The 25,841-nt window shown below is 69.5% G+C and carries 22 protein-coding genes; 14 read left to right on the forward strand and 8 right to left on the reverse strand.

The features are described 5' to 3' along the window. The 4 genes from ACWGSK_RS01690 to ACWGSK_RS01705 all read right to left on the reverse strand — a co-directional run bounded on the left by ACWGSK_RS01690 (nucleotide 1) and on the right by ACWGSK_RS01705 (nucleotide 4,293). On the reverse strand, nucleotides 1-1,167 hold the full coding sequence (locus ACWGSK_RS01690; RefSeq protein ID WP_358508091.1) for an RNA-guided endonuclease InsQ/TnpB family protein: 1,167 nt from the start codon (nucleotides 1,165-1,167) through the stop codon (nucleotides 1-3). 212 nt (nucleotides 1,168-1,379) lie between these two features. Further along, nucleotides 1,380-2,381 carry an ABC transporter substrate-binding protein gene (locus ACWGSK_RS01695; protein ID WP_452454963.1) on the reverse strand — a complete coding sequence of 334 codons (1,002 nt, stop codon included), beginning with the start codon at nucleotides 2,379-2,381 and terminating at the stop codon, nucleotides 1,380-1,382. Beyond that, nucleotides 2,378-3,160: an ABC transporter ATP-binding protein gene (locus ACWGSK_RS01700; RefSeq protein ID WP_358508105.1), complete on the reverse strand. Its 783-nt coding sequence runs from the start codon at nucleotides 3,158-3,160 to the stop codon at nucleotides 2,378-2,380. Before ACWGSK_RS01700 ends, ACWGSK_RS01695 begins: the two co-directional genes overlap by 4 nt. A gap of 14 nt (nucleotides 3,161-3,174) precedes the next feature. Further along, entirely contained in the window at nucleotides 3,175-4,293 is a 1,119-nt protein-coding gene (locus tag ACWGSK_RS01705) for a FecCD family ABC transporter permease (RefSeq protein ID WP_358508095.1), read from the reverse strand. Between the two features lie 109 nt (nucleotides 4,294-4,402). On the opposite strand from ACWGSK_RS01705, the gene ACWGSK_RS01710 reads away from it, so the two are divergent. Together ACWGSK_RS01710 and ACWGSK_RS01715 are read left to right on the forward strand one after the other, a co-directional pair. Next, nucleotides 4,403-5,209, forward strand: a complete 807-nt coding sequence (locus tag ACWGSK_RS01710) for a helix-turn-helix domain-containing protein (RefSeq protein ID WP_452454964.1) — start codon at nucleotides 4,403-4,405, stop codon at nucleotides 5,207-5,209. Between the two features lie 404 nt (nucleotides 5,210-5,613). Next, nucleotides 5,614-6,225, forward strand: a complete 612-nt coding sequence (locus tag ACWGSK_RS01715; RefSeq protein ID WP_358508099.1) for a flavodoxin family protein — start codon at nucleotides 5,614-5,616, stop codon at nucleotides 6,223-6,225. Between the two features lie 112 nt (nucleotides 6,226-6,337). Here ACWGSK_RS01715 and ACWGSK_RS01720 read toward each other — a convergent pair whose 3' ends face one another. Beyond that, entirely contained in the window at nucleotides 6,338-6,949 is a 612-nt protein-coding gene (locus tag ACWGSK_RS01720; RefSeq protein WP_452454965.1) for a TetR/AcrR family transcriptional regulator, read from the reverse strand. A 139-nt stretch (nucleotides 6,950-7,088) separates the two neighbouring features. On the opposite strand from ACWGSK_RS01720, the gene ACWGSK_RS01725 reads away from it, so the two are divergent. Beyond that, nucleotides 7,089-7,985: an SDR family NAD(P)-dependent oxidoreductase gene (locus ACWGSK_RS01725; protein WP_452454966.1), complete on the forward strand. Its 897-nt coding sequence runs from the start codon at nucleotides 7,089-7,091 to the stop codon at nucleotides 7,983-7,985. A gap of 258 nt (nucleotides 7,986-8,243) precedes the next feature. Here ACWGSK_RS01725 and ACWGSK_RS01730 read toward each other — a convergent pair whose 3' ends face one another. After that, nucleotides 8,244-8,435, reverse strand: coding sequence for a hypothetical protein (locus ACWGSK_RS01730; protein ID WP_358509714.1), 192 nt, complete (start codon nucleotides 8,433-8,435; stop codon nucleotides 8,244-8,246). A gap of 421 nt (nucleotides 8,436-8,856) precedes the next feature. Here ACWGSK_RS01730 and ACWGSK_RS01735 point away from each other — a divergent pair, with 421 nt between their 5' ends. Further along, nucleotides 8,857-9,981, forward strand: coding sequence for a calcium:proton antiporter (locus ACWGSK_RS01735; protein ID WP_452454967.1), 1,125 nt, complete (start codon nucleotides 8,857-8,859; stop codon nucleotides 9,979-9,981). Between the two features lie 7 nt (nucleotides 9,982-9,988). Here the strand turns inward: ACWGSK_RS01735 and ACWGSK_RS01740 are convergent, their stop codons facing one another. After that, nucleotides 9,989-10,837, reverse strand: coding sequence for an SGNH/GDSL hydrolase family protein (locus ACWGSK_RS01740; protein ID WP_452454968.1), 849 nt, complete (start codon nucleotides 10,835-10,837; stop codon nucleotides 9,989-9,991). Between the two features lie 112 nt (nucleotides 10,838-10,949). Between ACWGSK_RS01740 and ACWGSK_RS01745 the strand changes: the two genes are divergently transcribed. From ACWGSK_RS01745 to ACWGSK_RS01755, 3 genes are read left to right on the forward strand one after another with little or no spacing between them, the layout of a single operon-like run. Next, nucleotides 10,950-11,624, forward strand: coding sequence for a response regulator (locus ACWGSK_RS01745; protein ID WP_452454969.1), 675 nt, complete (start codon nucleotides 10,950-10,952; stop codon nucleotides 11,622-11,624). Further along, nucleotides 11,624-13,063 carry an ATP-binding protein gene (locus ACWGSK_RS01750; protein ID WP_452454970.1) on the forward strand — a complete coding sequence of 480 codons (1,440 nt, stop codon included), beginning with the start codon at nucleotides 11,624-11,626 and terminating at the stop codon, nucleotides 13,061-13,063. Before ACWGSK_RS01745 ends, ACWGSK_RS01750 begins: the two co-directional genes overlap by 1 nt. Nucleotides 13,064-13,083: 20 nt before the next feature. Next, on the forward strand, nucleotides 13,084-13,557 hold the full coding sequence (locus tag ACWGSK_RS01755; RefSeq protein WP_452454971.1) for a hypothetical protein: 474 nt from the start codon (nucleotides 13,084-13,086) through the stop codon (nucleotides 13,555-13,557). A 16-nt stretch (nucleotides 13,558-13,573) separates the two neighbouring features. On the opposite strand, the gene ACWGSK_RS01760 is transcribed toward ACWGSK_RS01755, so the two are convergent. Then, nucleotides 13,574-14,788, reverse strand: coding sequence for an acyltransferase family protein (locus ACWGSK_RS01760; protein WP_452454972.1), 1,215 nt, complete (start codon nucleotides 14,786-14,788; stop codon nucleotides 13,574-13,576). Nucleotides 14,789-15,039: 251 nt separating this feature from the next. Between ACWGSK_RS01760 and mtr the strand changes: the two genes are divergently transcribed. The 7 genes from mtr (at nucleotide 15,040) to ACWGSK_RS01795 (ending at nucleotide 25,775) form a co-directional block, all read left to right on the forward strand. Then, nucleotides 15,040-16,449, forward strand: coding sequence for a mycothione reductase (gene mtr / locus ACWGSK_RS01765; protein ID WP_358509549.1), 1,410 nt, complete (start codon nucleotides 15,040-15,042; stop codon nucleotides 16,447-16,449). A gap of 271 nt (nucleotides 16,450-16,720) precedes the next feature. Further along, complete coding sequence (locus ACWGSK_RS01770) at nucleotides 16,721-20,152, forward strand: phosphodiester glycosidase family protein (protein WP_452454973.1); 3,432 nt, start codon at nucleotides 16,721-16,723, stop codon at nucleotides 20,150-20,152. Nucleotides 20,153-20,361: 209 nt separating this feature from the next. Then, on the forward strand, nucleotides 20,362-21,450 hold the full coding sequence (locus ACWGSK_RS01775; RefSeq protein ID WP_452454974.1) for a hypothetical protein: 1,089 nt from the start codon (nucleotides 20,362-20,364) through the stop codon (nucleotides 21,448-21,450). A 398-nt stretch (nucleotides 21,451-21,848) separates the two neighbouring features. After that, nucleotides 21,849-22,874 carry an iron-siderophore ABC transporter substrate-binding protein gene (locus ACWGSK_RS01780; RefSeq protein ID WP_452454975.1) on the forward strand — a complete coding sequence of 342 codons (1,026 nt, stop codon included), beginning with the start codon at nucleotides 21,849-21,851 and terminating at the stop codon, nucleotides 22,872-22,874. Next, nucleotides 22,871-23,917, forward strand: a complete 1,047-nt coding sequence (locus tag ACWGSK_RS01785; protein ID WP_358509560.1) for a FecCD family ABC transporter permease — start codon at nucleotides 22,871-22,873, stop codon at nucleotides 23,915-23,917. Before ACWGSK_RS01780 ends, ACWGSK_RS01785 begins: the two co-directional genes overlap by 4 nt. After that, nucleotides 23,914-24,966, forward strand: coding sequence for a FecCD family ABC transporter permease (locus tag ACWGSK_RS01790; protein WP_452454976.1), 1,053 nt, complete (start codon nucleotides 23,914-23,916; stop codon nucleotides 24,964-24,966). The genes ACWGSK_RS01785 and ACWGSK_RS01790 overlap by 4 nt, the downstream gene beginning before the upstream one ends. Further along, nucleotides 24,963-25,775, forward strand: a complete 813-nt coding sequence (locus ACWGSK_RS01795; protein ID WP_452454977.1) for an ABC transporter ATP-binding protein — start codon at nucleotides 24,963-24,965, stop codon at nucleotides 25,773-25,775. Before ACWGSK_RS01790 ends, ACWGSK_RS01795 begins: the two co-directional genes overlap by 4 nt. Nucleotides 25,776-25,841 lie beyond the last annotated feature (66 nt).

Genomic DNA, 25,841 nt, shown 5'->3' on the forward strand with positions numbered 1-25,841 from the left:
CTATCTGGTGGGTGTGGGGGCGGTTGACTGGCGCCCCGCGTTCCACGCGGCCTGGCCTCGGTGGGCGAGGTTGCGTGAAGCATTGACATCGGCGTGCAGCATCACACCACAGCTTTGGCACACGAACCGGTTCCGGGAGGGCCGGTTGCGTCTGCTGGTGTGGTCGCACTCCGAGCAGGTCTGGGAGGTGTAGGCCGGATCCACCACCAGGACCGGAACCCCAACCCTGCGAGCCTTATAGGTAACGAAGTCCCGCAACTGCGCGAAACTCCACGAATGCAACGCCGAGCGGTTTCTCTTGGCCTGCCGTACTCGGCCACGGATGCCCCGAAGGTCTTCTAGGACGATGCCGTGATCGGTGCGTTCGGCCCGCTCCACGATGCGCTTGGAAATCGTGTGGTTCACATCCCGTGCTCGCCGTGTTTCCCGGCGGCGCAGGCGTTTCAACACCCGTTTGGCGCTCTTGGTGTTCTTCCGTTGGAGTTTGGCTCGGAGTTCGTTCTGTTGCCTGCGCTGCCGGTTCAGGTGGCGTCCGGCGAACCGGTCCCCGGTGGAGGTGGTGGCGATCTCCACGATCCCCAGATCCACCCCCACGAACCCCACCGGATCGGGGTTCTCCACCCGTTCGGGCACCTCGCAGGTGGCCGCCAGGAACCATTGCCCGTCCTGGCAGAGCAGGTCGCTCTCACCCTGCCGGTACTCGGTCAACAGCTTCAGTTGATCGGGGGAGGTGGTGAAGTCCAGGTTCTTCATCCGCCCGGACACGGTCCAGATGGAGACGGTGCGGGCGTCCATCTGCCAGGACAGACATCGATCGTCGAACGGTTGTGCGGCATCGGAGCGGAAACCGATCGGAGTGGATGCCACCCGCTTCCGTCGCTGGGAGCCCTTCCGTCCAAGGTTGCCGGCTTTCAGGTTCGCGTGCCGGGTGGTGTAGGCATCGCACACTTTGCCGATGACCCGCACCGTCGGCTGCGCCGACAAACCGAACCGGCCCTTCAGCTCGTGGTAGACGGCCTTTTGTAGGAGGTACTTGTCCGTCGCTCCGGTGCTCTGAGCCACCTGGGAAGCGTGGTCGGCCGCCTCGTTGCAGGCGCGCAGGGTCGCTTGCAGTGCCTGCGCCTGTTCCGGCGAAGGCAGCAGCTTGACCCGCACCACCAGCTTCATGAGCCAACACGTTAATCACCCCCGACCGGGGCGTGGGGCCGAATCAGAGAACTTCTCCGTGTTTTTCCGGTCTTTGGTAGCCAGGAAGGGTGGGCTGGGGCGTTTCCTCTCGTCCCTGAAGGACCGGGCTTCCACACCTAAAACCTGGTGAATCAGGAGGTGACCCGGCCCTCACAGGGGTCAAAGCGAGGAACCGTCCGAGGTTTCGGACATCAGCCTCGGTTCTGGTCGAACTCGCGCAGGTACTCGGCGAACTTCTCCAGACCGTCGATGTTGCGCGGCCCCGAGATGCCCTCGTTGTAGTCCAGGACGAAGAAGTTCTCCTCCGCCACCGCCGGAACCTCGGCCATGGTCGGGGAGGAGGTGAGGAAGTCGATCTTGTCCTCGGCGGGCTGGTCGCCGTAGTCGAGGATGATGATCACCTCGGGCTCGGCCTCCACCACGGACTCCCAGCCCACCTGGGTCCAGCGTTCCTCCAGGTCACCGAAGATGTTCTCGCCACCGGCGTGGGAGATGATGTCGTCGGGCGGGACCTGGTTGCCCGCGGTGAAGGGCTGGTCGGTGCCCGAGTCGTACAGGAACACCGGGACCGGGTCGCCCTCGGGGGCCTGCTCGACCACCGTCTCCACGCGCGAGCGGTAGTCGGCCACCAGCTCCTCGGCGCGCTCTGGCACCCCGAAGATCTCGCCCATCCGCTCCAGGTCGGTGTACAGACCCTCGAAGGGCGTCACCCGCTCGGGATGACCGGGGTAGTTGAAGCAGGACTCGGTGTGCATGAAGCTCTGGACATCGAGCCCGTCCAGGATCTCCGGCGTGATGCCGCGCTCGTCACTGAAGCCGGAGTTCCACCCGGCCACGACCATGTCGGCCTCGGCGTCCACGACCAGTTCCCGGTTGAGCAGGTCGTCGCTGAGGAACTCCACGCTCGCGTAGTCGTCCGCCCACGGGGACTCCTCCACCGGCGGGTTGGCCGGCGGCATCACGTACCCGTGCACGTGGTCGGCCAGGCCGAGCGCGAACAGCTTGTCGGCGCTGCCCGCCTCGTAGGCCACCACCCGCTCGGGGGTGCGGTACTCCACCTCCTCGCCGCAGCGCTTGACGGTGGTGGTGTCCAGCGCCGCCTGGGAGGGCTCCTCGACCTGCGCGCCGCAGCCGGCGAGCAGGACCGTGGTCGCGGCCACGGGCAGGAGGACGGTGCGCTTCTTACGGTTCATCGGGGGCCTTTCGTGGAGGGGAGCCGGTACAGCAGTTGGGTGTCGCCGGTCAGGGGGTGGGCCACGACGGTGGCCTCCACCCCGAAGACCTCGCGCAGGGTGTGTTCGGTCAGGACCTTCTCGGGTGGACCGGCGGCCACCAGGGAGCCCTCAGCCAGCACCCCGACGACGTCGCAGGCCGCGGCGGCCAGGTTGAGGTCGTGCAGGACCACCAGCACGGTCACGCCCACCTCGCGCAACAGGGCCAACAGGTCCAACTGGTGGCGCACGTCCAGGTGGTTGGTGGGCTCGTCCAGCACCAGGACCCGGGGTTCCTGGACCAGGGCGCGGGCGACCAGCACCCGCTGACGTTCGCCGCCGGACAGCTCCAGCACCCCGCGCCCGGCCAGGTGGGAGACCTCCATGCGTTCCATGGCCCGGTGGCACAGCTCCCGTTCGCGGGCACTGAGCGGCTGGTTGCCGCGCAGGTGCGGGGCCCGCCCCAGGGCCACGAGTTCGGCGACGGTGAAGTCGAGATCGCTGCCGCTGTCCTGGGTCAGGGCGGCCACGTGGCGGGCGGCGTCGCGCAGCCCCATCGCGGTGAGGTCGTCCTCACCGACCAGGACCCGGCCACCGGCGGGCGTCAAGGCCCGGTAGACACAGCGCAGCGCGGTGGACTTGCCCGAACCGTTGGGGCCGACCAGGCCCACCACCTGACCCGCGGGAACGTCCAGGGTCAGGGCGCGCAGGATCGTTCGTCCGCCCAGGTCGACCGAGAGGTCGTCGAGTCGCAGGTCCATCGGTGTCGTCTCCATCAGCGTCCTCCGAAGAGGTAGCCGCGACGGCGCATCAGGACCAGGAACACGGGCACCCCGATGAGCGCGGTGATCACGCCCAAGGGGAGTTCGCGCGGTGCGACCACGGTTCGGGATGCCAGGTCGACCCACACCATCAGGACCGCACCCGCGAGCGGGGCGACGGTCAGCACTCGGCGATGGTCGGCGCCCACGAGGATGCGCACGATGTGGGGGACCACCAGCCCGACGAACCCGATGGCGCCGCTGACCGCGACCATCGCGCCGGTCATCACCGCGGTGAGGACGAACAACCACCGGCGCAGACGGTGGGCGTCCACTCCCAGACTCGCGGCGGTCTCGTCGCCCAGCGCCATGACGTCGAGCGGCCGGGCCAGGCCGCGCAACAGCACCACACCGACCAGGACGGTGACGGCCACGACCGGCAGCGAACCCCAGGTGGCGGCGCCGAAGCCGCCCATGGTCCAGAACAGGACGGTGCTGGTGGCCTCGTTGCTGGGGGCGAGGTAGACGATCACGCTCATGACCGCCTGGAAGCCGAAGGACAGCGCCACCCCGGTCAGGACCAGGCGCAGCGGGGTGACTCCGGCGCGGCCGTGCGCGATGACGTACACGAGCAGGGTGGCGACCAGGGCACCCGCGAACGCCCCGGCGGATACGGCGTAGATGCCCAGCAGGGAGAGTCCGCCGAGTGCTCCGACCAGCACGGCGCCCACGGAGGCGCCGGAGGAGACGCCGAGGATGTAGGGGTCGGCCAGGGCGTTGCGGACCATGGCCTGAACGGCCACACCGACGGCGCCCAGACCGGCGCCGACCACGGCCGCGAGCAGGACGCGGGGTGTGCGGATCTGCCAGACGACCTGGTAGCGGGTGACCTCCTCGGCGGAGATGGTGCCTCCGGTCAGGGCCGCCCACAGGTAGCGGGCGGTCTCGGCGGGCGGGACCACGGCCGTGCCCAGGCCGACGGCCAGGAGCGCGGAGACGGCCAGGAGGACCGCGAGCACCAGCGCGGTGGCCGCGGTCCCGGCGGGGGTGGCCAGGCGACGGCCCCGGGGTGGGGGAGAGGGGGCCGGGGGCAGGTGGGGTGGTGCGTCGGGGGGAGCGGTGGCGTGCCGCATCCGTCCTCGCTTTCCGGGGGGTCGTCCGAATCAGGTAATGAAAACGGTTTTCATTCTAAACATAGTTTCGCCCCACTCCGCCCCGATCGACGCCGCGTACCCTGGTGAGGTGCCCGTATCCGATCCCCGCACCGCCCGGCGCGCCGGTTCCGACAGCCGCAGACTGCCCCGCTACGCCGCCGGTGAGATCGACGTGCCCTTCGTGATGCGGGGCAGCGTCGAGGTCATCGCGCAGGACACCTTCTGGGAGGAGCACTCCCACCCCACCCACGAACTCCTCTGGAACGAACGGGGCGCCTCCTCTGCCACCGTGGGCCCGCGCCTGTGGTCCATCACCCCTTCGGTGGGGCTATGGATCCCGGCGGGCGTGCCGCACTCGGGATGGACCCCCTCGGGCACCTGGCACAGGGCCGCCCACTTCAGCGTCCGCGAGGTCGCGCCACTCTCCGACCGCCCGGTCGCGGTCGAGGTCACCCCGCTGCTCAAACTGCTGCTCGGCCGGCTGGGGGAGGAGGAGCTCACCCCCCAATCTCGCGCCAAGGCCGAGTCGATGGTGCTGGACGTGCTCGCCCCGGCCGAACACGAATTCCTGCTGCGCTTTCCGGAGTCCGGCCTGCTGCGGCCGATCGTCGACACCCTGCGCGAGGACCCGGCCGACACCACCACCCTGGCCGCCTGGGCCACACGTCTGGGGGTGAGCTCGCGGACCCTCACCCGAGCCTTCCACGCCGAGACCGGGATGGGTTTCGCCCAGTGGAGCGCGACCGCCCGCGCCCAGCACGCGATCGTGATGCTCGCCCGCGGGGAGGGTATCGAGGAGGTCGCCGAACGGGTGGGTTTCCGCTCGGCCAGTTCGTTCAGCACGGCCTTCAGGAGGGTCACCGGGATGAGCCCGGGACGCTTCCGGTCACAGTGAAGCCCTTGCGGCTTCGGTGCCTCAGGTTTCCCGGTGCGGTGCCGATCGAATGCACGAAGAGACCCACGCGCGGCATCGGACGAGAAGGTCCGGCGCCCTGGTGCCGTACCGCCCCCATCCGAAGCGTGATGCCGTCCCGTGCCACGGTCTGCCACCCGGTGTCGTCCCGGTCCAAAACCGCGGAGCACGAACGGAGCACCCACGGGTGGTCGGCGGTGCCCGATGACACCTCGTAGGGTCCTCGCGGGTCAGGGGCACAACCTGCCGCCGACCCCGGTAATGACTCATGGCTTCTTCCCGCAGGCCCGTCGACGAGGACTGATTGACACCACGTTTCCGTGAAATGGCCCGTCGAAGCGCCGCGCTTGCAGAAGAACAAGACCGGAGATGGGTAGGGTGCCGCCATGTCTTCCGATCTGCGGGCCCTCGCCCTGGTATGCAGTCTCAAGCCCACTCCGGACCCTTCCAGCAGTGAGTTGCTCGCCCGGCAAGTGCTCGACGAACTCTCCGGCCACGGCGTGCGGGGCGAGTCGGTGCGGGTCGTCGATCACCGGGTCAGCCCCGGTGTGGCGGTCGACATGGGGCAGGGCGATGAATGGCCGGGACTCCGGCAGAAGCTTGTGGACTCCGACATCCTGATCCTGGCCACGCCTACCTGGGTGGGCCACATGTCGAGTGTCGCCCAGCGGGTGCTGGAGCGGATCAACGCCGAACTCTCCGAGACCGACGACCAGGGGCGGCCGTCGATGTACGGCAAGGTCGCCGTGGTGGCCGTCGTCGGTAACGAGGACGGAGCGCACAAGATCGTCGCGGACTGCGTGCAGGCGTTGAGCGACACCGGGTTCACCATCCCCGCCACAGGGTCCACCTACTGGAACTCCGAGGCGATGAACCCGAAGGACTACATCGACCTCGACAGCACTCCGGAGGCCGTGGCGACCACCACGGCGACGGCGGCCCGCAACGCCGCGCACCTCGCGCGCCTGCTTCAAGCGCAGCAGTATCCGACCTCCTGAACGGCCGCGACCCGAGTGGCTCTTTCTCGAAAGTGGGCCACGGCGTGGGAGGTCGCCGAACACGGCCCCGTGTTCGCGGAATTCACGGTCGTTCAGGATCGTGTCATTCGGATCAGGAAGGTCGCGGACCGCGCAGGCCGTCGATGGTCACTGAGAGGAGGCGCGCGCGCTGGTCGGCGTCGAGGCCGACGTGTTCGTGCGCCCGAGACGCTCCGACCATCAGCGCGATGACCTCTGACGCGCCCACGTCCCGCCGGATACCACCGGTGTGCTGTGCCCGGGTGAGCAGAGCGCCCACGGCCTCGTGCAGCTTGCGCCCGACGTCCGGATGGGTGTCCCTGATCTCTTGCACATCGGTGCCGGAGCGAGAGAGTGCCCCCGCGAACTCGTACTTCGTCGCTGAGAGCTCGATCCAGCGATGGAAGAAGGTGAGGAAGGCCGCGTCCGCGTCCACGGCGTCGGCGAGCCGCTCGGCCTCCGCGGTCAGTCGCGTGAGCCGCCCGATCACGACCGCCTCGATCAGCGCCTCCTTCGTGGGGAAGTGCCGAAACACCGTTCCGATGGAGACCCCTGCCCGTCGGGCCACCTCCTCCGTGGAGGCGGCCGGGCCGAACTCGGAGAAGACGGCGTCGGCGGCGTCGAGGACTCGTTCACGGTTTCGGCGTGCGTCGGCGCGCAGCGACGTCCGCTGAGGGGCGGCGGTCGCCGGGGTCTGTCGTTCCATCGGTCTCATCTCGGACAAGCGGCTACCAGGGCCACTCACGTTACTACCGGGCCGCGGAGGCCTTGCTAAGTCGAGTCTCCACTCATTATATTAAGCGGAGTTCCCACTCAAGTTATTGCTGTAGCGAGGTGCGTCCCTGATGAGAACGATCGTGATGACCGGCGGAACATCCGGCATCGGAGAGGTGGCGGCGGGACAGGTCCTCGCCGCTCCGGACACACGCCTTCTTCTTGGAACGCGTGGACAGGCGCCGGACGGTGCCGAATCCCTCCCGCTCGACCTGACACGGCTAGCGGACGTGCGTTCCTTCGTCGACGGGGTGAACGACCGGCTCGGTGCCGGCGAGATCGACGCCCTGGTCCTCAACGCCGGTGAGAATCAGCCGAACGGCGACGGGCGCACGCCCGACGGGTTCGAGACGAGCTTCGTCGTCAACTACCTCGCCCATTACCTCCTGCTCCGGTTGCTGATGCCCCGACTGGCAGATGGCGCCGTGGTGTCGATGACCACAAGCGGTACGCACGACCCGGAGGAGAACACGATGCTCCCGCCGCCTCGTCACGCCGATGCCACCCTGCTGGCCCGTCCCGACCGCGACCCGGAGCGTGACGTCGAGCCGCGTGTAGCGGCCGGGAGGGCCTACTCCTCGGCGAAGCTCTGCACGATCTTGGCTGTGCGCGCTCTGGCGCTGCGGCCGGAGGTGGTGGCCAAGAACGTGACCGTCCTGGCGTACGACCCGGGCCCTACGCCCGGAACCGGGCTGCTTCGCAACGCGCCTGCGGTGGCCAACGTCGCCTGGCGGGTCTTCGGCGGCCTCCTCCGCCGGGTGGTGCGGCGTTACAACAGCAAGGAGGCGGGCGGGGCCCACCTGGGCGCGATCGCATTGGGGAGGGTGGACCCGCCCGCCGGGCGCTACTACGCGGCTGTTCGACGCGATGCGCTCACTTGGCTCGATCCCTCGAAACTCGCTCGCGACGACAAGGTGAGGGACGCTCTGTGGAGGGACAGTGCCTCACTGGTCGGCCTCCGGTCGTGAGGAGCGTGCTGGACGCACCGGTCGACCAGGGAAGGTCCGGCGGCGAGGGCCGAGTCGGATGGGGTTTTCGCGGGTGCTGCCGTGGTCGGGAGGCACAACAGGAGCGAACATGGCGTGAAAACGCCCCGAGGACCTCCTCGGAGGTCCTCGCGAACCCCGCCTGAGCCGGGGCGTCGAAGGAGGGCGGGTCCTCGGGGTGTCCGGGCGTCGGGACCCCGTTCCCGCTGTGCGCGGGACGACCGCCGCCCGGACGCGGCACTAGGCCCGCTGGTGCGCCTTCCATGACCGGTGGAGTTCACGCCGACGCTCGTACTCCCTCTTCAGGCGTTGCCGCGGATCGGTTTCAGTGCTCAACGCAGGCGGGCCCATGACGTGCAGGAGCGCGTAGTTGATGCGGAACCCCGTCCTGTACAGCAACGAGAACGAGTCTTTTCCACGCGGCTTGTCCATCGCCGTCCATTCACTGTTCGCCGGGATCGCGGAAGCGGGCCGCGAGGGTGTCATCGAGCAGGGAATCCATCGCCGTGAAATCTGCGGCCTTCCCCGTCCAGCAGCGTATCCGCCCGGTTCTCACCGTCCTGGTCGGCCCGTCCCATACGAGAGTCGAGCGGAGGACGTGGCGCGGGAAGGTGGCCGTTCCGGTGGTGTCCTGGCGGGGGACCCGACTGAAACGGGCTAGGGTCGGAGCACGGTTACACGACCCGACCACCGCGAGCGATCCGTGGGTGGGCCGGGTACCATCGGGCGTTGAAGAGCCCCGGTCGGGACGACCCACCGGTGATAGCGCGAGCAGGGACGACCCAGCAGAAACGGACACCTGTCTGTGTCTTTGTCTTTCACGGCTACTCTCCGCACCGTCATCACCCCCGGTGTGATCCTCCGCCTCCTCCTGGGCTGGGGCGCGTTCCTCGCCCTCCTGGTCGCGCGACCGTTGCTGTCCACACATCTGCCGACGCCGGTACTGGTGAGCGCGCTGGCGGCGATCATCACCGTGATCGTGGTGTGCGCCTTCGGTGTGGTCGGCGAGGCCGAGCACCTGGCACGCCGTCTGGGCGACCCGTACGGCACGTTGGTGCTGACGCTGTCGATCGTGCTCATCGAGGTCATCCTCATTTCCGCGGTGATGCTCGGCCCGGGTGAGCACGCCACCATCGCCCGCGACTCCGTCATGGCGGTGTCGATGATCATCTTGAACCTCGTCATCGGCGTCGGCCTGCTCGTCGGCGGGATGAGGCACCGCGACCTGCGCCCGAACCGCACCGGCGTGTCCGCCTACCTGTCACTCCTGGTCGTCCTCATCACGGTCGCCTTCGCGCTGCCCGGTCTCATCGGCGTCGACGGTGCCTACACCGCCGGGCAGGCGATCCCGATCATCCTGCTCACGGTGATCCTCTACGCGTTCTTCCTGTACCGGCAGATGGGCGCCCAGCGCGAGGACTTCCAGGAGGTCGCCCCCGGGCCGGGTCCTTCCGAAACCGTCGACCCCGCCGCCGGGCAGGTCACCGAAGAGCGCCCATCGGTGCTCGGTGTGATCTCCCGACACCGGGCGGAGGTGACCCTGCGAGCGCTCGTCCTGGTGACCACGGTGATCCCGATCGTGCTGCTCTCCCACGACATGGCCACGCTTCTCGACGACGGCCTCGATCGGGCGGGCGCTCCGGTCGCGCTCTCGGGCATCCTCATCGCGATGATCGTGTTCCTGCCCGAGACGATCACGGCGATCCGCGCCGCGCACATCGGGGAGATCCAGCGTGTGAGCAACCTCTGTCACGGTGCCCTCGTCTCCACGGTCGGGCTCACCATCCCTGCCGTGCTCACCATCGGTCTCCTGACCGGGAAGACGGTCGTCCTGGCGGAGAGCCCGGCCAACCTGGCGCTGCTCGCGGTGACGCTGCTGTTGACCCTGACGACCTTCTCGGGAAATCGAGTGACCGCGCTGCACGGCGCCGCCCACCTTCTGGTGTTCGTACTCTACGGGCTCACCGTCTTCGCTTGAGGGCCGGTCAGCACGCTCCGAACCGGTCGTCCGAGGCCCAACCGGTGTCGGCCCACTCCTCGGGCGCCGCCGGGGTGATGTCGGGGAATCGACCTTGCAGCTCGTCGAGCATCCAGTGGGTCAGCCGGGCGGCGCCCTGGGGGCACAGGTGGATGCCGTCGGGGTTGCGGTCGGGTTCACCGTCCCTGCTCGCCCGGTAGTCCTCTCCCCAGACCTCACCGGCCTCCAGGACCTCGGCCCGGCCCTCGGAGTCGGCCGCGACCGAGCGCGCCACCTCCGGGGCCCGGTCCAGGTCCTCCATGTGGGGTTCGTAGAACTCGTCGGGTTCGATCGGTGGCATGGTGACGAAGAGCAGCGTCGCGTCGACCTCGGTGACGGTGTCCACCAACTTCTCGTAGCCCTCCTGTTGCTCCTTTTCGGTGCCCCAGTCGTATCCGGTGATCTGGTAGATGACCAGGCCGGGTTCGGCGGTCTCGACCTCCTCGGGCAACGTCTCCCACTGTTCCTCGGAGAACGGCCCGACGACGTTGCCCCCGCCATCGGAGGCGAGTGACTCGAACTCGACCCCGCTCGCTTCGAAGGCCGCGTCCAAGGCGAGTGCGACGTCCTGGCCAACGGAGTCGCCGAGCAGGAGGACCTTGGGCGGTGCCGTCGTGGTCCGTGCGTCCGAGGCCGGGGGCGTGGACGGGGCGTCCGCTTCGGAGGAGCCGGTACAGGCGGTCGACGCCAGAGCCAGCGAAGTCAGGGCGGCGGTCGTGGCCAGGGCCGTTCGACCGCGGGGAGAGATGGAGGCGGGCCCGGTGATCGTCCCGGTCCGCGTGGGTGACGTCGTGTCGGGGTTCTGTGTCGTGGTCATGGCACCGATCCTCCCCAGGCGGTGTCCCGGTGCCTGCGCCGTCATGTCGCGGATGTGTCGCAGAACCTCCGCCGCCCCGCCCGGGAAGGTCACGACGACCCATACTGGACGCGTGACGGAGATCCTGCTCATCGAAGACGATCCGCTGCTACGACGCGGAATGCAGCTCGCCCTGTCCAGGCACGGCCACGAGGTCCGCACGGCGGACACGGGCGAGGAGGGGCTGCGCGAGTTCCGCGAGAGGAGACCGGGCATCGTGGTGCTCGACCTGATGCTGCCGGGCATGGACGGGTTCCAGGTCTGCCGTCGCATCCGGGCCGAGGGTGAGGTGCCCGTGATCATGCTGACCGCCCGAGGCGACGACTTCGACGTCATCGGTGGCCTGGAGGCGGGTGCCGACGACTACGTGGTCAAACCGGTCCAACCCACCGTGCTCGACGCACGCGTTCGCGCCGTGCTGCGACGCACGGTCGACGTGTCGAACGAGGTGCGGGTCCACCGCGACCTGCGAGTCGACACGGTGTCGGTGACGGTGACGGTGGGCGAGGCGCCCGTCATGCTGACCCCGACCGAGATGCGCCTGCTGCTCACCCTGTCCCGGTCGCCCGAGCGGGTGTACAGCAGGCAGCGACTGCTGGAGGAGGTCTGGGAACACGACTACCTCGGCGACTCCCGGCTCGTGGACAACTGTGTGCAGCGCCTGAGGGCGAAGATCGAGGCCGACCCCGCCGCGCCGGTGTACGTCCAGACCGTGCGCGGGTTCGGCTACCGGTTCGGGCCGGTGTGATGGGTCGCTGGTGGCCCCGAGGTCTGCGCTCTCGCCTGTTGGCGGGCTTCGCGCTGGTGACGGTACTGGGGTCGCTGGCCGCGACCTGGGCCATCACCGAATCGGCCGGCGAGGCGCTGGTGGCCTCGAACCAGCGGCGAATCTCGGAGACCGTATCCGCGCAGATCGGCGCGGTCGCCCACGAGGTCTCCCATCCGCCCGACCAGGCCGCGCTCGACCGTCTACGCGACAGCGTGGGCACCGACACCCTGGTGGTCTTCGAGGACCTGCGATCGGTCGACGGGACGGAGACCGACCTGATCACCGACGGGTTGCGCGAGGCGGTGCGGGAGGGGGACCGCGTCGTCACCCAACGCGTCGTCGACGCGGACCGACCATGGCTCCTGGTGGGCGCCCCCGTCATGATCACCGCGCCGGACGGTGAGCGCACCCCGTCCGGGATCGAGGTGTACGCCGTGCGGGACCTGTCGGCGGTGCAGGAGGAGGTCGACGCCCTGGTGAGGGCGGCGGCAGTCGCGGGCGCGGCGGTGCTTCTCCTGGCTGCCCTTTTGGCCCTCTTCACCGCACGTGGGGTGCTCCGCCCGGTCCGCGAGCTCCGAGACACCGCGCGGAGACTGTCCGCCGGTGACCTGGACGCGCGGACCGAACCACAGGGGGTGGACGAGCTGGCCGAACTCACCGTCACGATCAACGAGATGGCGGAGTCGGTCCAGGGCTCCATGGCGACCATGGAGAGGATGCGGGCCGACGCCAGGAGGTTCGCCGCGGACGTCTCCCACGAGCTGCGCACCCCGCTGAGCACGTTGACGGCGGTGACCGAGGTCCTGGCGGCCTCAACGGAGGACATGGCGGAGGACGCCAGGGAATCGGCGCGGATGGCCATCAGCGAGACCCGACGGCTGGTCCGATTGGTCGAGGACCTGATGGAGGTCTCCCGATTCGACGCCGGATCGGCCCACCTGCGAGAGGAGGAGGTGGACATGGTCTCGGCGGTCCGCGACACCCTGCGGGCCCGAGACCGGCTCGACCAGGTCGAACTCCACGCTCCTGAGGAGTTGCCCGTGCGCGTGGATCGTCGACGGCTGGACGTGATCGTGGCCAACCTGGTCGGCAACGCCCTGCGGCACGGGGAACCTCCTGTGCGGGTGGGCGTCTTCGCCGACCGGACCCATGTGAACCTCGTGGTGACCGACGGAGGACCGGGCTTGGCCGAACACGTGGTGCCGCACGTGTTCGACCGGTTCTTCAAGGCCGACGCCGCACGTACCCGCACCCCGGGCAGCGGGCTCGGACTGGCCATCGCGCTGGAGAACGCCCGCCTGCACGACGGTGACCTCACCGCCGGTAACGGTGACGATGGTGGTGCGCGTTTCGTACTGCGGCTGCCCAGAGCACCCGGGGACATCGATCCGGGCCGGGAGCGGGGGGTGCGGGGGTGAGATCGGACTTTTCTGCGACGGTGGTGTGTACGCTGGTGTCGGTGCTCCTGGTCGCCGCGGTGGGCTGCGGGGTCCGGCCCTCCGGTGTCTCCGACGCGGGTGAGGCGCCCACCGGTGTGGCCCCCGGGATGACGTTGTACTTCGTGGACGACAACGATGAACTCCGGCCCCAATTTCGGCGAACCCAGCGCCTGGGCACGGTTTCCGACGCGGTGTCGTTGTTGTTGACCGGCCCGGGCGATTCCGGGGTGCGAACGGAGATCGCGTCGACGTCGGTCACCAGCGTCGAGGTGACGACCCACCCCGAGGCGATCGAGTTGCGGGTGCCCCTGGACATCGGCGACGTGACCCCGATGGGCATCGACCAGATCGTGTGCACCGCGCGGACCTCTCATGTGCAGAACGGCGGATCCGAGCGAACGCGTGTACGGATCCGCTTCGTGCAGTTCACCCCCGAATCGGAGGTACACCGCACCTGCCCCCTGTACGAGTGAGCGCCGCGTCGGAGCGTCAATCCAGTTTGGTCACGTCCACCGTGGCCGGTGGGGGAGCGGGGAGGAGCACCCACAGCAGGGCGAGGGCGACCATGACGGCCGCGAACGCCACCAGGCCTCCGCGTCCCCTGGCCCATTTCGCGTGGAACCGGACCGGATCCTCGACGAGGTACTTCGACAGCACGGCCGCACCGATGGACACGGCGCTCACGACCAGGGTCCAGGTCCATCCGTGGAGCCCGGTCACCTCGGGGGAGAGCAGCACGATCACCGGCCAGTGCCACAGGTACAGGCTGTAGGAGATCAGTCCCGTCCACCGCAACGGCCCCCAGGCCAGGATCCGCGCGACGGTGGTCCGCGGCGCGTGCGCGATCACGGCGATCAGCATGGCGGCCACCATCGAGTGCGCGAACAGGCCGCCGGTGAACAACCATGGCGAGGTCGTGCCGTCGACCAGGACCCAGGACACACCGAGTCCGAGCGCCGCCACGACCAGTGCGGCTCCCGCCCATCGATCGACTCCTCGGGCCAGAGCGTCACGGACGGGAGGTGTGGCGACCAACGCGCCCAGCAGAACGGAAAAGGCCCGGGTGTCGGTACCGATGTACACACGGGTGGGGTCCGCCGGGTCGACCAGACAGATCATCAGGACGAGGGAGAGGGCCGAGCCCGCGGCGGCGACCCCCGCCACCCAACGGTCGGGAGCGCTGAGGAGCCGCGCGGCCACCAGCAGCAACACCGGCCACACCAGGTAGAACTGTTCCTCGACCGCGATGCTCCACAGGTGTTCGAACACGCGGGCCGAGCCGAAGGCGTCCCAGTACCCCGCCGACTCCGCGATCAAATGCCAGTTGAGGACGTTGAGCTGTACCCACGGTCCGTCCGCGAGCGTCGTGCGCACCATGTCGGGCGGCCCGAAGGACCAGACCAGCAGGGTGACCGTGGTGAGCATGACGACCAGGGCAGGTAGCAGTCGGCGGATCCTCCGCCCCAGGAACGCTCCGAGCGACACGTTCGCGCTCGCCCGGATCTCGCGCAGCAGCAGGTCCGTGATGAGGTAGCCGGAGAGGACGAAGAACAGGTCGACCCCGAGGAAGCCACCGGACAGGTGGCCGGTGTGGAACAGCAGCACCCCGATGACCGCCACGCCCCTGAGCCCGTCCAACGCGGGTACGTGTGTTCTGCGGGTGGGAGGGGCCGGGGAGCGCGCGGTGGTCGGGTTCCGAGTCATGTGGAGAAGGGTGTCCGGCGCCGATGTCCGCCTCGTCCCCGGGATGTCCCGACTCCGTCGCAGAGCCCCTCGGGTGGTCGGACGAGGGGCTCTGCGACGGATCGGAATATCGCCGTCCGGGCCGTCCTTGGGTACTCGTGTGCGCTCGGATCGGGTGTCGGGGTCCCTGAGACCCTGGGGTGTCCAGGGTGGGGCCGGGCATCGGGTCCACCCTGGACGCGCACGCGCAGAACCCGTAGTGAGGACATGACATGGACGCCCCTGCCAGTGACATCGTGGTGGATCACCACTACGACCTGGTCATCATCGGTACCGGATCGGGGAACTCGATTCCCGGCCCCGAGTTCGAGGACCGGTCGATCGCGATCATCGAGAAGGGGACGTTCGGCGGTACCTGTCTCAACGTCGGCTGCATCCCGACGAAGATGTTCGTCCACGCCGCCGACACCGCGCTGGAGACCGCCCAGGCCGGGCGGCTGGGTCTGAACGCCCGGGTCGACTCGGTGGACTGGCAGGGCATCGTCGGCCGGATCTTCGAGGACCGCGTCGACCCGATCGCCGCCGGTGGCGAGGAGTACCGTCGCGGCCCGAAGACCCCCAACATCGACGTCTACGACCAGCACGCCGTGTTCGTGGGCGAGCGTACCCTGCGCACCGGTCAAGGCGATGAGCAGAAGATCATCTCCGGTGACCAGGTGGTCATCGCCGCCGGTTCTCGACCCTTCGTCCCCAACGCCATCGAGGCCTCGGGGGTGCGCTACCACACCAACGAGGACGTCATGCGGCTGCCGGAGCCGCCGAAGTCGCTGGTCATCGTGGGCGGCGGCTTCATCGCGATGGAGTTCGCCCACGTCTTCGACGCGTTGGGCTCCGACGTCACGATCATCTCCCGCTCGGCGCTGATGCGCGGACTGGACAAGGACCTGGGCGAGCGGTTCAACGCACTGGCCGCGGAGCGATACCGCCTCATCTGCGGCCCCACCGCGATCGGCGCCGACGAGTCGGAGGGCGAGGTGACCGTCCGTCTCGACGACGGCTCCTCCGTGACCGGTGACGTGCTGCTGGTGGCCACCGGGCGGGTGCCCAACGGCGACCGATTGGACCTGGCCTCCGGCGGGATCGAGATGACCGACGAGGGAGGCGTCGAGGTCGACGAGTACGGCCGCTCGACCTCGGCGAAGGGCGTCTGGGCCCTAGGCGACGTGTCCTCGCCCTACATGCTCAAACACGTGGCCAACGCGGAGATGCGGGCGGTGCGCCACAACCTGCTCCACCCGGACGACCTGCGTAAGATGCCGCACGACCACGTTCCCGCGGCCACCTTCACCCACCCGCAGATCGCCACCGTCGGGATGACCGAGGCCCAGGCCCGCGAACGGGGCCACAACGTGACGGTCAAGGTGCAAAGGTACGGGGACGTCGCCTACGGCTGGGCGCTGGAGGACACCACCGGTATCTGCAAACTGATCGCCGACCGCGACACCGGCAAGTTGCTCGGCGCGCACTACATGGGTCCTCAAGCGGCCACCCTGATCCAGCAGATGATCACCGTCCTGGCCTTCGACCTGGACGTGCGCCGGGTCGCGACGGAGCAGTACTGGATCCACCCGGCGCTGCCCGAGGTCACCGAGAACGCCCTACTGGGCCTGGAGTTCGATTGATCGAGCGTTCCGACGGGTCGCGGTGACCGTTCCCGCGACCCGTCGGGCACGTGACGAGCACGCCGCGTCCAGGTGAAATCTGCCTGAGAGGCGGCCCGCCCGGCGGCGACGGTGAAGAGGCCTCTGTGCAGGTGCCCGGCGCATCGCCGGTCCGGGCCGAGGAGTCGATCGGAATTCGGGGTGCGTTGGCTTCCTACCCAAGAGGGTCGCCCGGTGGTAGGAAGTCAACGCAAAGGGTTCCCCCCGTACATCCCCCGCCCGGAGGCTTCCCATGGATCGCCGGTGGTCGATTCGTTCACGCACGCGTGCCATCGTGGCCGCGGGCTCCGCTCTGGCCCTCACCCTCACCCTCACCTCGATCGCGAGCGCGGACACCGATGATCCGCGCGAGCGCACCGGGTTCAGCGAGACCGTCGAGATCCCACCGGCCGGCTCGGTCACCCGGGCCGAGGACCCCGCGCCGAGACTGGAGACCTTCGACACCGAACGCCCGGTCGCCCCCGGTGTCACGCTGACCTCCTTCGACGCCTACGGGCCCGACGCCTACACCGGGACGCCGAACTGGTTGCAGGGCGACCTGCTGACCACCGACCTCACCGGCGGAGTCAGCGTGGACTACCTGTTCCCCGGGCAGGTGACCGAAACAGCGCCGGTGAGCGAGCAGGCGGACGAGGTCGAAGCGGTCGCCGCGGTGAACGGCGACTTCTTCGACATCAACGCCTCCGGTGCCTCGCAGGGCGTGGCCGTGCGGGACGGTGAACTGATCCAGTCGCCGATCGCCGGCGACTACCGGGAATCCGCCGCGATCTTCACCCCCGACGGGCTCGGCTCGATCGGCGAGGTGTTCTTCGAGGGCACCGTCGAGCTGCCCACCGGCGAGACACCGTCGCTGGACGCGATCAACAAGCCGGCGCTGGGCACGGGCGAGATCGCCGCGTTCACCCCGCTGTGGGGAAGCTACTGCCGTTGCCGGGCCACCGAGGACGCGACGCGGACGCTGGAGGTCGTGGTCACCGACGGCGTGGTCACCGAGATCGTGGACGAGCCGCGCGAAGGAGAGATCGCCGACGACGCCTTCGTCCTGGTCGGTCGGGAGGACGGCGCCCAGACCCTGTCCGCACTGGAGGTGGGCGACGCGGTCGGTATCGACTACGACGCGAGGGCCGCCCAGGACCAAGAGATCCACGCCGCGCTGAACGGCCGTCAGATGCTCGTCGTCGACGGGCAGGCCCAGGACGCGAGCGAGAACGACAACACCCCGGGCGCCCCGCGCATGGCCATCGGCTTCTCCGAGGACGGCTCGCGGATGTACCTGCTCAGCGTCGACGGTCGGCAGCCGTCCTTCGCCGAGGGGGTGGGCCTGGACGAGTTGGGTCGGATGATGGTCGAGGCCGGCGCGCACACCGCGGTCAACCTCGACGGCGGCGGCTCGGCCACCATGGTCGCGCGCACCCCCGGCGGGGACCGGGTCCAGGTCGAGAACCGCCCCTCCGACGGGGAGGAACGCTCCGTGCCCAACGGGCTCGCCCTGTTCGCCCCACAGGGCAGCGGCCGGCTCGACGGGTTCTGGGTGCGGACCCGGGTCGAACCCGAACGCGCCGAGGGCTCCGGCCACGTCGCGCCGAGCCGCCCCGACCGGGTCTTCCCCGGCCTGACCCGGACGCTCACCGCGGCCGGCCATGACGAGACCTACGCGCCGGTGGAGAGCGACCCGATCTGGCGCTCCGACGACAACGGGGTCGGCTCGGTGGATCGGGAGGGCGTGTTCACCGCCCACGCGGCCGGTACCGCCACCGTCACCGCCAGGGAGCGCGGCGCCACGGGCGACGTCGACCTGACCGTGCTGGGCGAGCTCACCCGGATCGAGACCACCCCCGAACGGGTGGGACTCACCGACGCCGAGGCCGCCACCGTGATCGAGGTCATCGGCTACGACGCCAACGGATTCACCGCGCCGATCGAGGCCGCCGACGTCGAAACGAGCATCGACGAGTCCGTCGCGGAGGTCTCGGTGACCGAGGACGGGAGGTTCGAGATCCGGGCCGTCACCGACAGCGGAGCGACGCTCGCCACGATCCGGGTCGGTGAGGTCGAGACGACCCTCGCGGTCACCGTCGGTCTGGACGAGGTCGTCGTCGCCGACTTCGAGGACGCGGCCGACTGGTCCTACTTCGGTGAGCGCGCCGAAGGGGAGGTCGCGGTGGCCGAGGGGCGGGAAGGCGACGGGGTCGGTCTGACCTACGACTTCACCACCTCCACCGGGACCCGTACCGGCGGCGCCCTGCCACCCGGTGAGGAACTACGGATCCCCGGCCGGCCGCGGGAGCTGCGTGCCTGGGTGCACTCCGAGGGCAACGGGGAGTGGGCGAGCATGCAGGTCTGGGACGGGACCGGCCAGTTGCTGCCCGCGATGCGCGCCGGATACCTGGACGAACCGGGCTGGCGGCAGGTGGCCTTCGAAGTGCCACCGGGCACGCGATACCCGATCTCACTGCGCCGGATCTACTTCGCCGAGACCGAACCCGACGCGAGTTATCACGGCGAGGTGATCGTCGACGACCTGACCGCGATGGTGCCGCCACCGTTGGACGTGCCGCCCACCGAACCGGTCGTCGACCCGGTGGTGGCGCCCGGCGAGACCGTGGCCGGGCAGGACTGGCGGTTCGCCGTGTTGTCCGACGCCCAGTTCGTCGCCCGAGACCCCGACAGCGAGATCGTCGCCAACACCCGGCGCGCGCTCCGCGAGATCCGAGAGAGCGACGCCGAGTTCCTCATCATCAACGGTGACCTCGTGGACGAGGCCGCGCCGGAGGACTTCGCGCTGGCCCGACGCATCCTCGACGAGGAACTGGAGGGTGAGCTGCCCTACCACTACGTACCGGGCAACCACGAGGTGTCCGAGGGGACGTTGGAGAACTTCCGGGACGCGTTCGGGGAGACCCGTCGGGTGGTCGACCACCACGGCACCAGGTTCATCCTCCTGGACACGGCACGGCTCTCCTACCGGGCCGGCGACTGGTCGCAACTGCCGCTGCTGCGCGAGGAACTCGACGCCGCGGCCGAGGACCCCGCCGTGACCTCGGTCGTGGTGGCCCAGCACGTGCCCTTCCGCGACCCGCTGCCCTCCAAGGCCAGCGAGCTGTCGGACCGCAAGGAGGCGACCACCGTCGAGAACTGGCTGGCCGACTTCCAGTCCGACAGCGGCAAGGGCGTGGCGTTCATCGGCGCGCACGTCGGCGTCTTCCACGCCGACCAGGTGGACGGTGTGCCCTACGTCATCAACGGCAACGTCGGCAAGAACCCTTCGGCCGGTCCTACGGACGGTGGCTTCACCGGCTGGTCGCTGTGGGGGATCGACACCGGTGGTGACCCCACGGCGGACTGGGTGACGACCCAAACGCGCCCCCACGTGGACGGGCTGGAACTGGACGCGCCGACCTCGGTCGCGGTCGGGGAAGGGGCCGAGGTCACCGCGACGGTGGACAACGACGGCACCGCGCTGCCGGTCACCTACCCGGTGAGCGCGGACTGGTCCGGTTCCGAGGACGTCCACATCGGGCCGGTCGACGAGGCCGACGCCGATCACGTGGCCGCCTTCGATCCGCGGACCGGCCGGTTGAGCGCGTTGGCAGAGGCGACCATCGAACTCGACGTCACCGTGAACGGCGTCACCGAAGGGGTCGTCATCGAATTGACGCCCTGACCTCGGGCTTGCACGGGAGCGCCTCAGGGCCGTCCGCCGGTAGGAGGAGACCCTGAGGCCCCCGGTCTCGGTTCGGCGCCTGTCGGCACCCAGGGAAAGCGCATACCCGCCAGGAAAGCGCACGTCATCCCCGCAGCGGAGAGAAGGCGCTTACCTGGGTCGGTCTCACATCGAGACGGGTTGTCGGCGCGAGCCCCTAGCCTCTCGCCATGACGCGATTGGTGTGTACCGACGAGACGATGTCCGGCGATCGTGAAGAGGCGCTGATACACGACTTCGACGGGTTCTACGAGTTCGAGACCGCGTTGGTGGCCACGATCGAACGGGAAGGCGCGCCGGCGGCGTGCGAAATGCTCCTCGCGGACAAGGAGGGGATCGGCACCTCGGAGAACCTGAGGAGACTTTCCGAGAACATCCGACTCCCGATGCTCGAAGCCTTCACGGACCTGTACGAATCGGCTGGTTCGGCGGCCCGACGCGAGTCCATTCTCCTCACGCACGCGTTGCTGTCGTTTTCCTCGGGCAGGCCGGATGATCGTTTGGCGAGCGCACGCCAGGAGGCTTTGAAGGCCGTTCCGAGAAGACGCCACGGTATCCACTTCGCAGTGGAAATGGCATGGGTCGAGCCGGCCTCCGGGCGGGGTGTCCCAGTGGACTTGGGCGCGGAAATGCGACGCGCGGACGCCGCCGGCAACTCCTTCAAGGTGAAAGAGCTGAAGAAGACCGTGCCGATGCTGGACGATCACCACCCGCCGCTCAACGAGGGCCAACCGTGGACGGATCGCGCGCTCGCCGAACTCGTGGAGTTGCCGGCCGCATGGACCGATCTGCTCAGGCACGCGGTCACCGCGAGGGCCCCTCGTCCCGGCGCGGCGTGGGAGAGGAAGGGTCGGGCGCTGCTCGCCGAGCTCGACGCGGAGGCGTTCCGGGACCGGTCCCTGGGCTGGCTGTCGTTGGCGAGCGATCCGCGCACGGTCGAGAATTTCGACGACCACAACCACTTCGCGACCCGTGGCCTGGTGTGGCTGCTGTCGTTCCTGCCGCAAGACCCACGGACGGTTCGCGGTCTGGGGTCGGTGCTGGAGGAGTCCTTGCGAAAGGCGCCGGGCATCGGGCCGGCCCTGCCCAAGCTCGCCAACGCCTGCGCGAACGCCCTGGGCGCGATGGAGGGACAGGCGGCTCTGGCCGAGCTCGCCCGGCTCACCACCCGGGTGACCTACAAGTCGACCCTCAGGCTCCTCGAAAAGGCTTTGGACGCGCGGGCTCAGGCCTTGAACGTGAGTCGTGAGGACCTCTAGGAACCGACCGTGCCGGCCTGCGCTGGTACAACGCCACCGGCAAGCGGGTGAAATCGGTTTCGGCCCCGGTCCGTGGTCGTGAGCGCCGTCGCGGCCACGGACTCGGCTGACCGGAACGTCGGCTGGAGCCGGTGTTCCGGGGGCCGAACGCTGCGATTTGTCCGTTTCGCGAATGTCTGTGTCACATCTGCGTGATTGCACGGTCGGGCCTTGCGCTCTAAGTTCGGTTAGGCAACCCTTACCTTTCGGGGTGGTCCTCGGTGCGCGCACCGAGCGGCCTTTCTCGGCGCATCCCCATGACCTCACCGAACGTCGCCGCGTCGAACCGATGAGTCATGCGCTCAAGGGCGGGTTGCGCCGACTCCAGGGGCATCTGGCCCCACAACCGAAAGGACACCATGCGCCACGTGACAAGGACGGTCGCCCTCTCCACGGCCGCGCTGTTGGCGGTCGGACTCGTGGCGTGCTCCTCGGACACCCCCGACGAGGAGGCCCAGGCCTCCGGGGACTGGACGCCGATCACCATCGAGCACGCCCTGGGCACCACCACCATCGAGTCCCAGCCCGAGCGCGTCGCCACCGTCGCCTGGGCCAACCACGAGGTCCCCCTCGCGCTGGGCGTGGTCCCCGTCGGTATGGCCGCCGCCAACTTCGGCGACGACAACGACGACGGTGTCCTGCCCTGGGTGGAGGAGAAGCTGGAGGAACTCGACGCCGAGACCCCCGTGCTGTTCGACGAGACCGACGGCATCGACTTCGAGGCCGTGGCCGACACCGCCCCCGACGTCATCCTGGCCGGCTACTCCGGCCTGACCCAGGAGGAGTACGACACCCTCAGCGAGATCGCCCCCGTCGTCGCCTACCCCGAGACCCCGTGGGGCACCGCCTGGCGGGAGATGATCGAGTTCAACAGCAAGGGCCTGGGCCTGGAGGAAGAGGGCCGGGAGCTCATCGGCGAGCTGGAGACCGAGATCGAGGCCACCGCGGCCGAGTACTCGCAGATCGAGGGACGGGCCACCATGTTCCTCACCCACGTGGACACCACCGACCTCAGTGAGGTCAGCTTCTACACCGCCCACGACACCCGGGCGATGTTCTTCGAGGACCTGGGCATGGCCACCCCCGGCAGCATCGCCGACGCCACCGCCGAGACCGACCAGTTCGCCCTGACCCGCACCGCCGAGCAGGCCGACGTCTTCGACGACGTCGACATCATCGTCACCTACGGCGGTGACGACCTGGTCGAGTCCCTGGAGGGCGACGAACTGCTGTCCCAGATGCCCGCCGTCGAGAACGGCGCCGTGGTGAACCTGCCCGGCGACGACCCCCTGGGCACCGCCGCCAACCCCACCCCGCTGTCCATCTCCTGGGTCCTGGACGACTACCTGTCGCTGCTGGCCGAGGCCGCGGACGGGGCGCAGTGACCTCGACCCTCACCCCGCCGCCCGCCGGGGACGTCGCCGCCGTGCGACGCCCCCGGCGGCTGCGGGCCCTCTGGCTGCCCGCCGTGGCCCTGGTCCTGGTCGCCCTGATGTTCGCCTCCGTGGCCGTGGGATCGCGCGAGGTCGGCTGGGCCGACATCGTGGCCGCCCTCGGCGGTTCGGCGGAGGGCTTCGACCAGGCCGCCGTCGCCAAGCGCATCCCCCGCACCCTGCTGGCCGTGCTCGCCGGCGCCGCCCTGGGCGTCGCCGGCACCGTCATGCAGGGCGTGACCCGCAACCCGATCGCCGATCCGGGCATCCTCGGTGTGAACATGGGCGCCTCCCTGGCCGTGGTCGTGGGCATGGCCACCTTCGGTCTGAGCTCGGCCGCCTCCTACGTGTGGGTGGCCATCGTCGGTGCCGGGGCCAGCGCCGTGTTCGTCTACGTGATCGGCTCCCTGGGGCGGGGCGGAGCGACCCCGCTCAAGCTGGCCCTGGCCGGAACGGCGACCTCCGCGGCCCTGGCCTCGTTCATCAGCGCCGTCGTGCTGCCGCGCAACGATCTGGCCGGAGGAGTGCGTTCCTGGCAGATCGGCGGGGTGGGCGGTGGAACCTACGACAGCCTGAACCAGATCCTGCCGTTCGTCGCGGTGGGCTTCGTGCTGTGCCTGTTCTGCGCGCGCGGGCTCAACATGCTCGCGCTGGGCGACGACCTGGCCGCCGGACTGGGCGAACGCGTCGCCGTGGCCCGCGGGACCGCGGCCCTGGGCGCCGTCGTGCTGTGCGGGGCCACGACCGCGGTCACCGGCCCCATCGCCTTCGTCGGTCTGGTGGTGCCGCACGTGTGCCGGCTGCTGGTGGGTCCCGACCACCGGTGGCTGGTCCCCTTCTCCGCCTTGGGCGGGGCCGCCCTGCTCACCGCCGCCGACATCGTCGGCCGGATCGTGGCCAGGCCCGCCCAGATCGACGTGGGCATCGTGACCGCGCTGGTCGGCGCCCCGTTCTTCATCTACATCGTCCGCCGTCAGAAGGTCCGTGCCCTGTGATTCCGTCCCTGCCCACCACCGGGTCCACCCTGGAGTCCGTGACCCGGGGCCGCCTGCGCCGCGCGCGCAGGCGGGGCACGGTCATCGTGGTCCTGGCCGTGCTCGTCGTCGCCGTGTTCGTCCTGACCCTGATGGTCGGCAAGACCTTCTACCCGCTCGGTGACGTGTGGCGGGTGGTCTTGGGCCAGGACGTGCCCGGAGCCTCCTTCACGGTCGGGCGACTGCGGCTGCCCAGGGCGGTGCTCGCCGTGGTGGCCGGGATGAGCTTCGGCCTGGCCGGTGTCACCTTCCAGACCATGCTGCGCAACCCGCTGGCCAGTCCCGACATCATCGGGATCAGCTCCGGGGCCAGTGCCGCCGCCGTCTTCGCGATCGTCGTGCTCGGCCTGAGCGGCACCGCGGTGTCGGTGGTGGCGATCGTCGCCGCGCTGGGCGTGTCCACCCTCGTGTACCTGTTGTCGTTCAAGGCAGGGGTGGCCGGGACCCGGCTCATCCTCATCGGCATCGGTGTGGCCGCCATGCTCGACAGCCTCGTCTCCTACATCCTGGACCAGGCGCCCGATTGGGACCTGCAGGAGGCCATGCGCTGGTTGACCGGCAGCCTCAACGGCACCGACTGGAACCAGGTTCTGCCGGTGGTGGTCGCCCTGGTCCTCATCGGTCCGGTGCTGTTGTCCCAGGCCCAGAACCTGGCCCTGTTCCAGTTGGGTGACGACACCGCCTCGGCCCTGGGCGTACGGGTGAACCGCACCCGGTTGCTGGCGGTCACCGCCGCAGTGGGACTCATCGCCTTCGCCACCGCCGCGGCCGGTCCCATCGCGTTCGTGGCGTTCCTGTGCGGCCCCATCGCCGCCCGCCTGGTGGGCCCCAACGGGTCCCTGCTGCTGCCCTCGGCCCTGGTGGGGGCGTTGCTGGTGCTGGTCGCCGACCTGGTCGGCCAGTTCCTGTTGGGCACGCGCTTCCCGGTCGGTGTGGTCACCGGCGTGCTCGGTGCCCCCTACCTCGTCTACCTCATCGTCCGTACCAACCGCGCCGGAGGATCCCTGTGACCACGGACCACTCGCTGATCGTCGAGGACCTCACCCTGGGGTACCAGGACCGCGTCGTCATCGACACCCTGGACCTGGCCATCCCGCCCGGCCGGATCACCGCGATCGTGGGCGCCAACGCCTGCGGCAAGTCGACCCTGCTGCGGTCGATGTCGCGGCTGCTGGCGCCCAAGGGAGGGCGGGTGCTGTTGGACGGCGAACAGGTGCACCGGATGCCCTCCAAGGAGGTGGCCCGCACGCTCGGTCTGCTTCCGCAGTCGCCGATCGCCCCGGAGGGCATCACCGTTGGTGACCTGGTCGGACGCGGTCGCCACCCCCACCAGCGGGTGCTGTCCCGGTGGAGCCGTGAGGACGACGAGGCCGTGGCGGAGGCCTTGGACGCCACCGGCATCGCCGACCTGGTCGACCGGCCCGTGGACGAATTGTCGGGGGGACAGCGTCAGCGGGTGTGGATCGCGATGGCCTTGGCCCAGCACACCGACCTGTTGTTGCTGGACGAGCCCACCACGTTCCTGGACGTCAGCCACCAGGTGGAGGTGTTGGACCTGCTCACCGACCTCAACCGGTCGCTGGGCACCACGATCGTGCTGGTGTTGCACGACCTCAACCTGGCGGCCCGCTACGCCGACCACCTGGTCGCCCTGGCGCGGGGGAGACTGCACGCGGAGGGGACGCCCGAGCTGGTGCTCACCCCCGAGACGGTGGAGGCGGTGTTCGGGCTGCGCAGTCGCATCATCGTCGACCCCACCTCCGGCAAGCCGCTGATGTTGCCCATCGGCCGACACCACGAGGTCGTGGAGGCCGGCTGACCCCGATCGGCGCACGAAGAAGGGGGCTCCCACCACGTGATGGGAGCCCCCTTTCGGTGTTCGCGG

The sequence above is a fragment of the Nocardiopsis sp. NPDC055551 genome, from assembly GCF_053619415.1.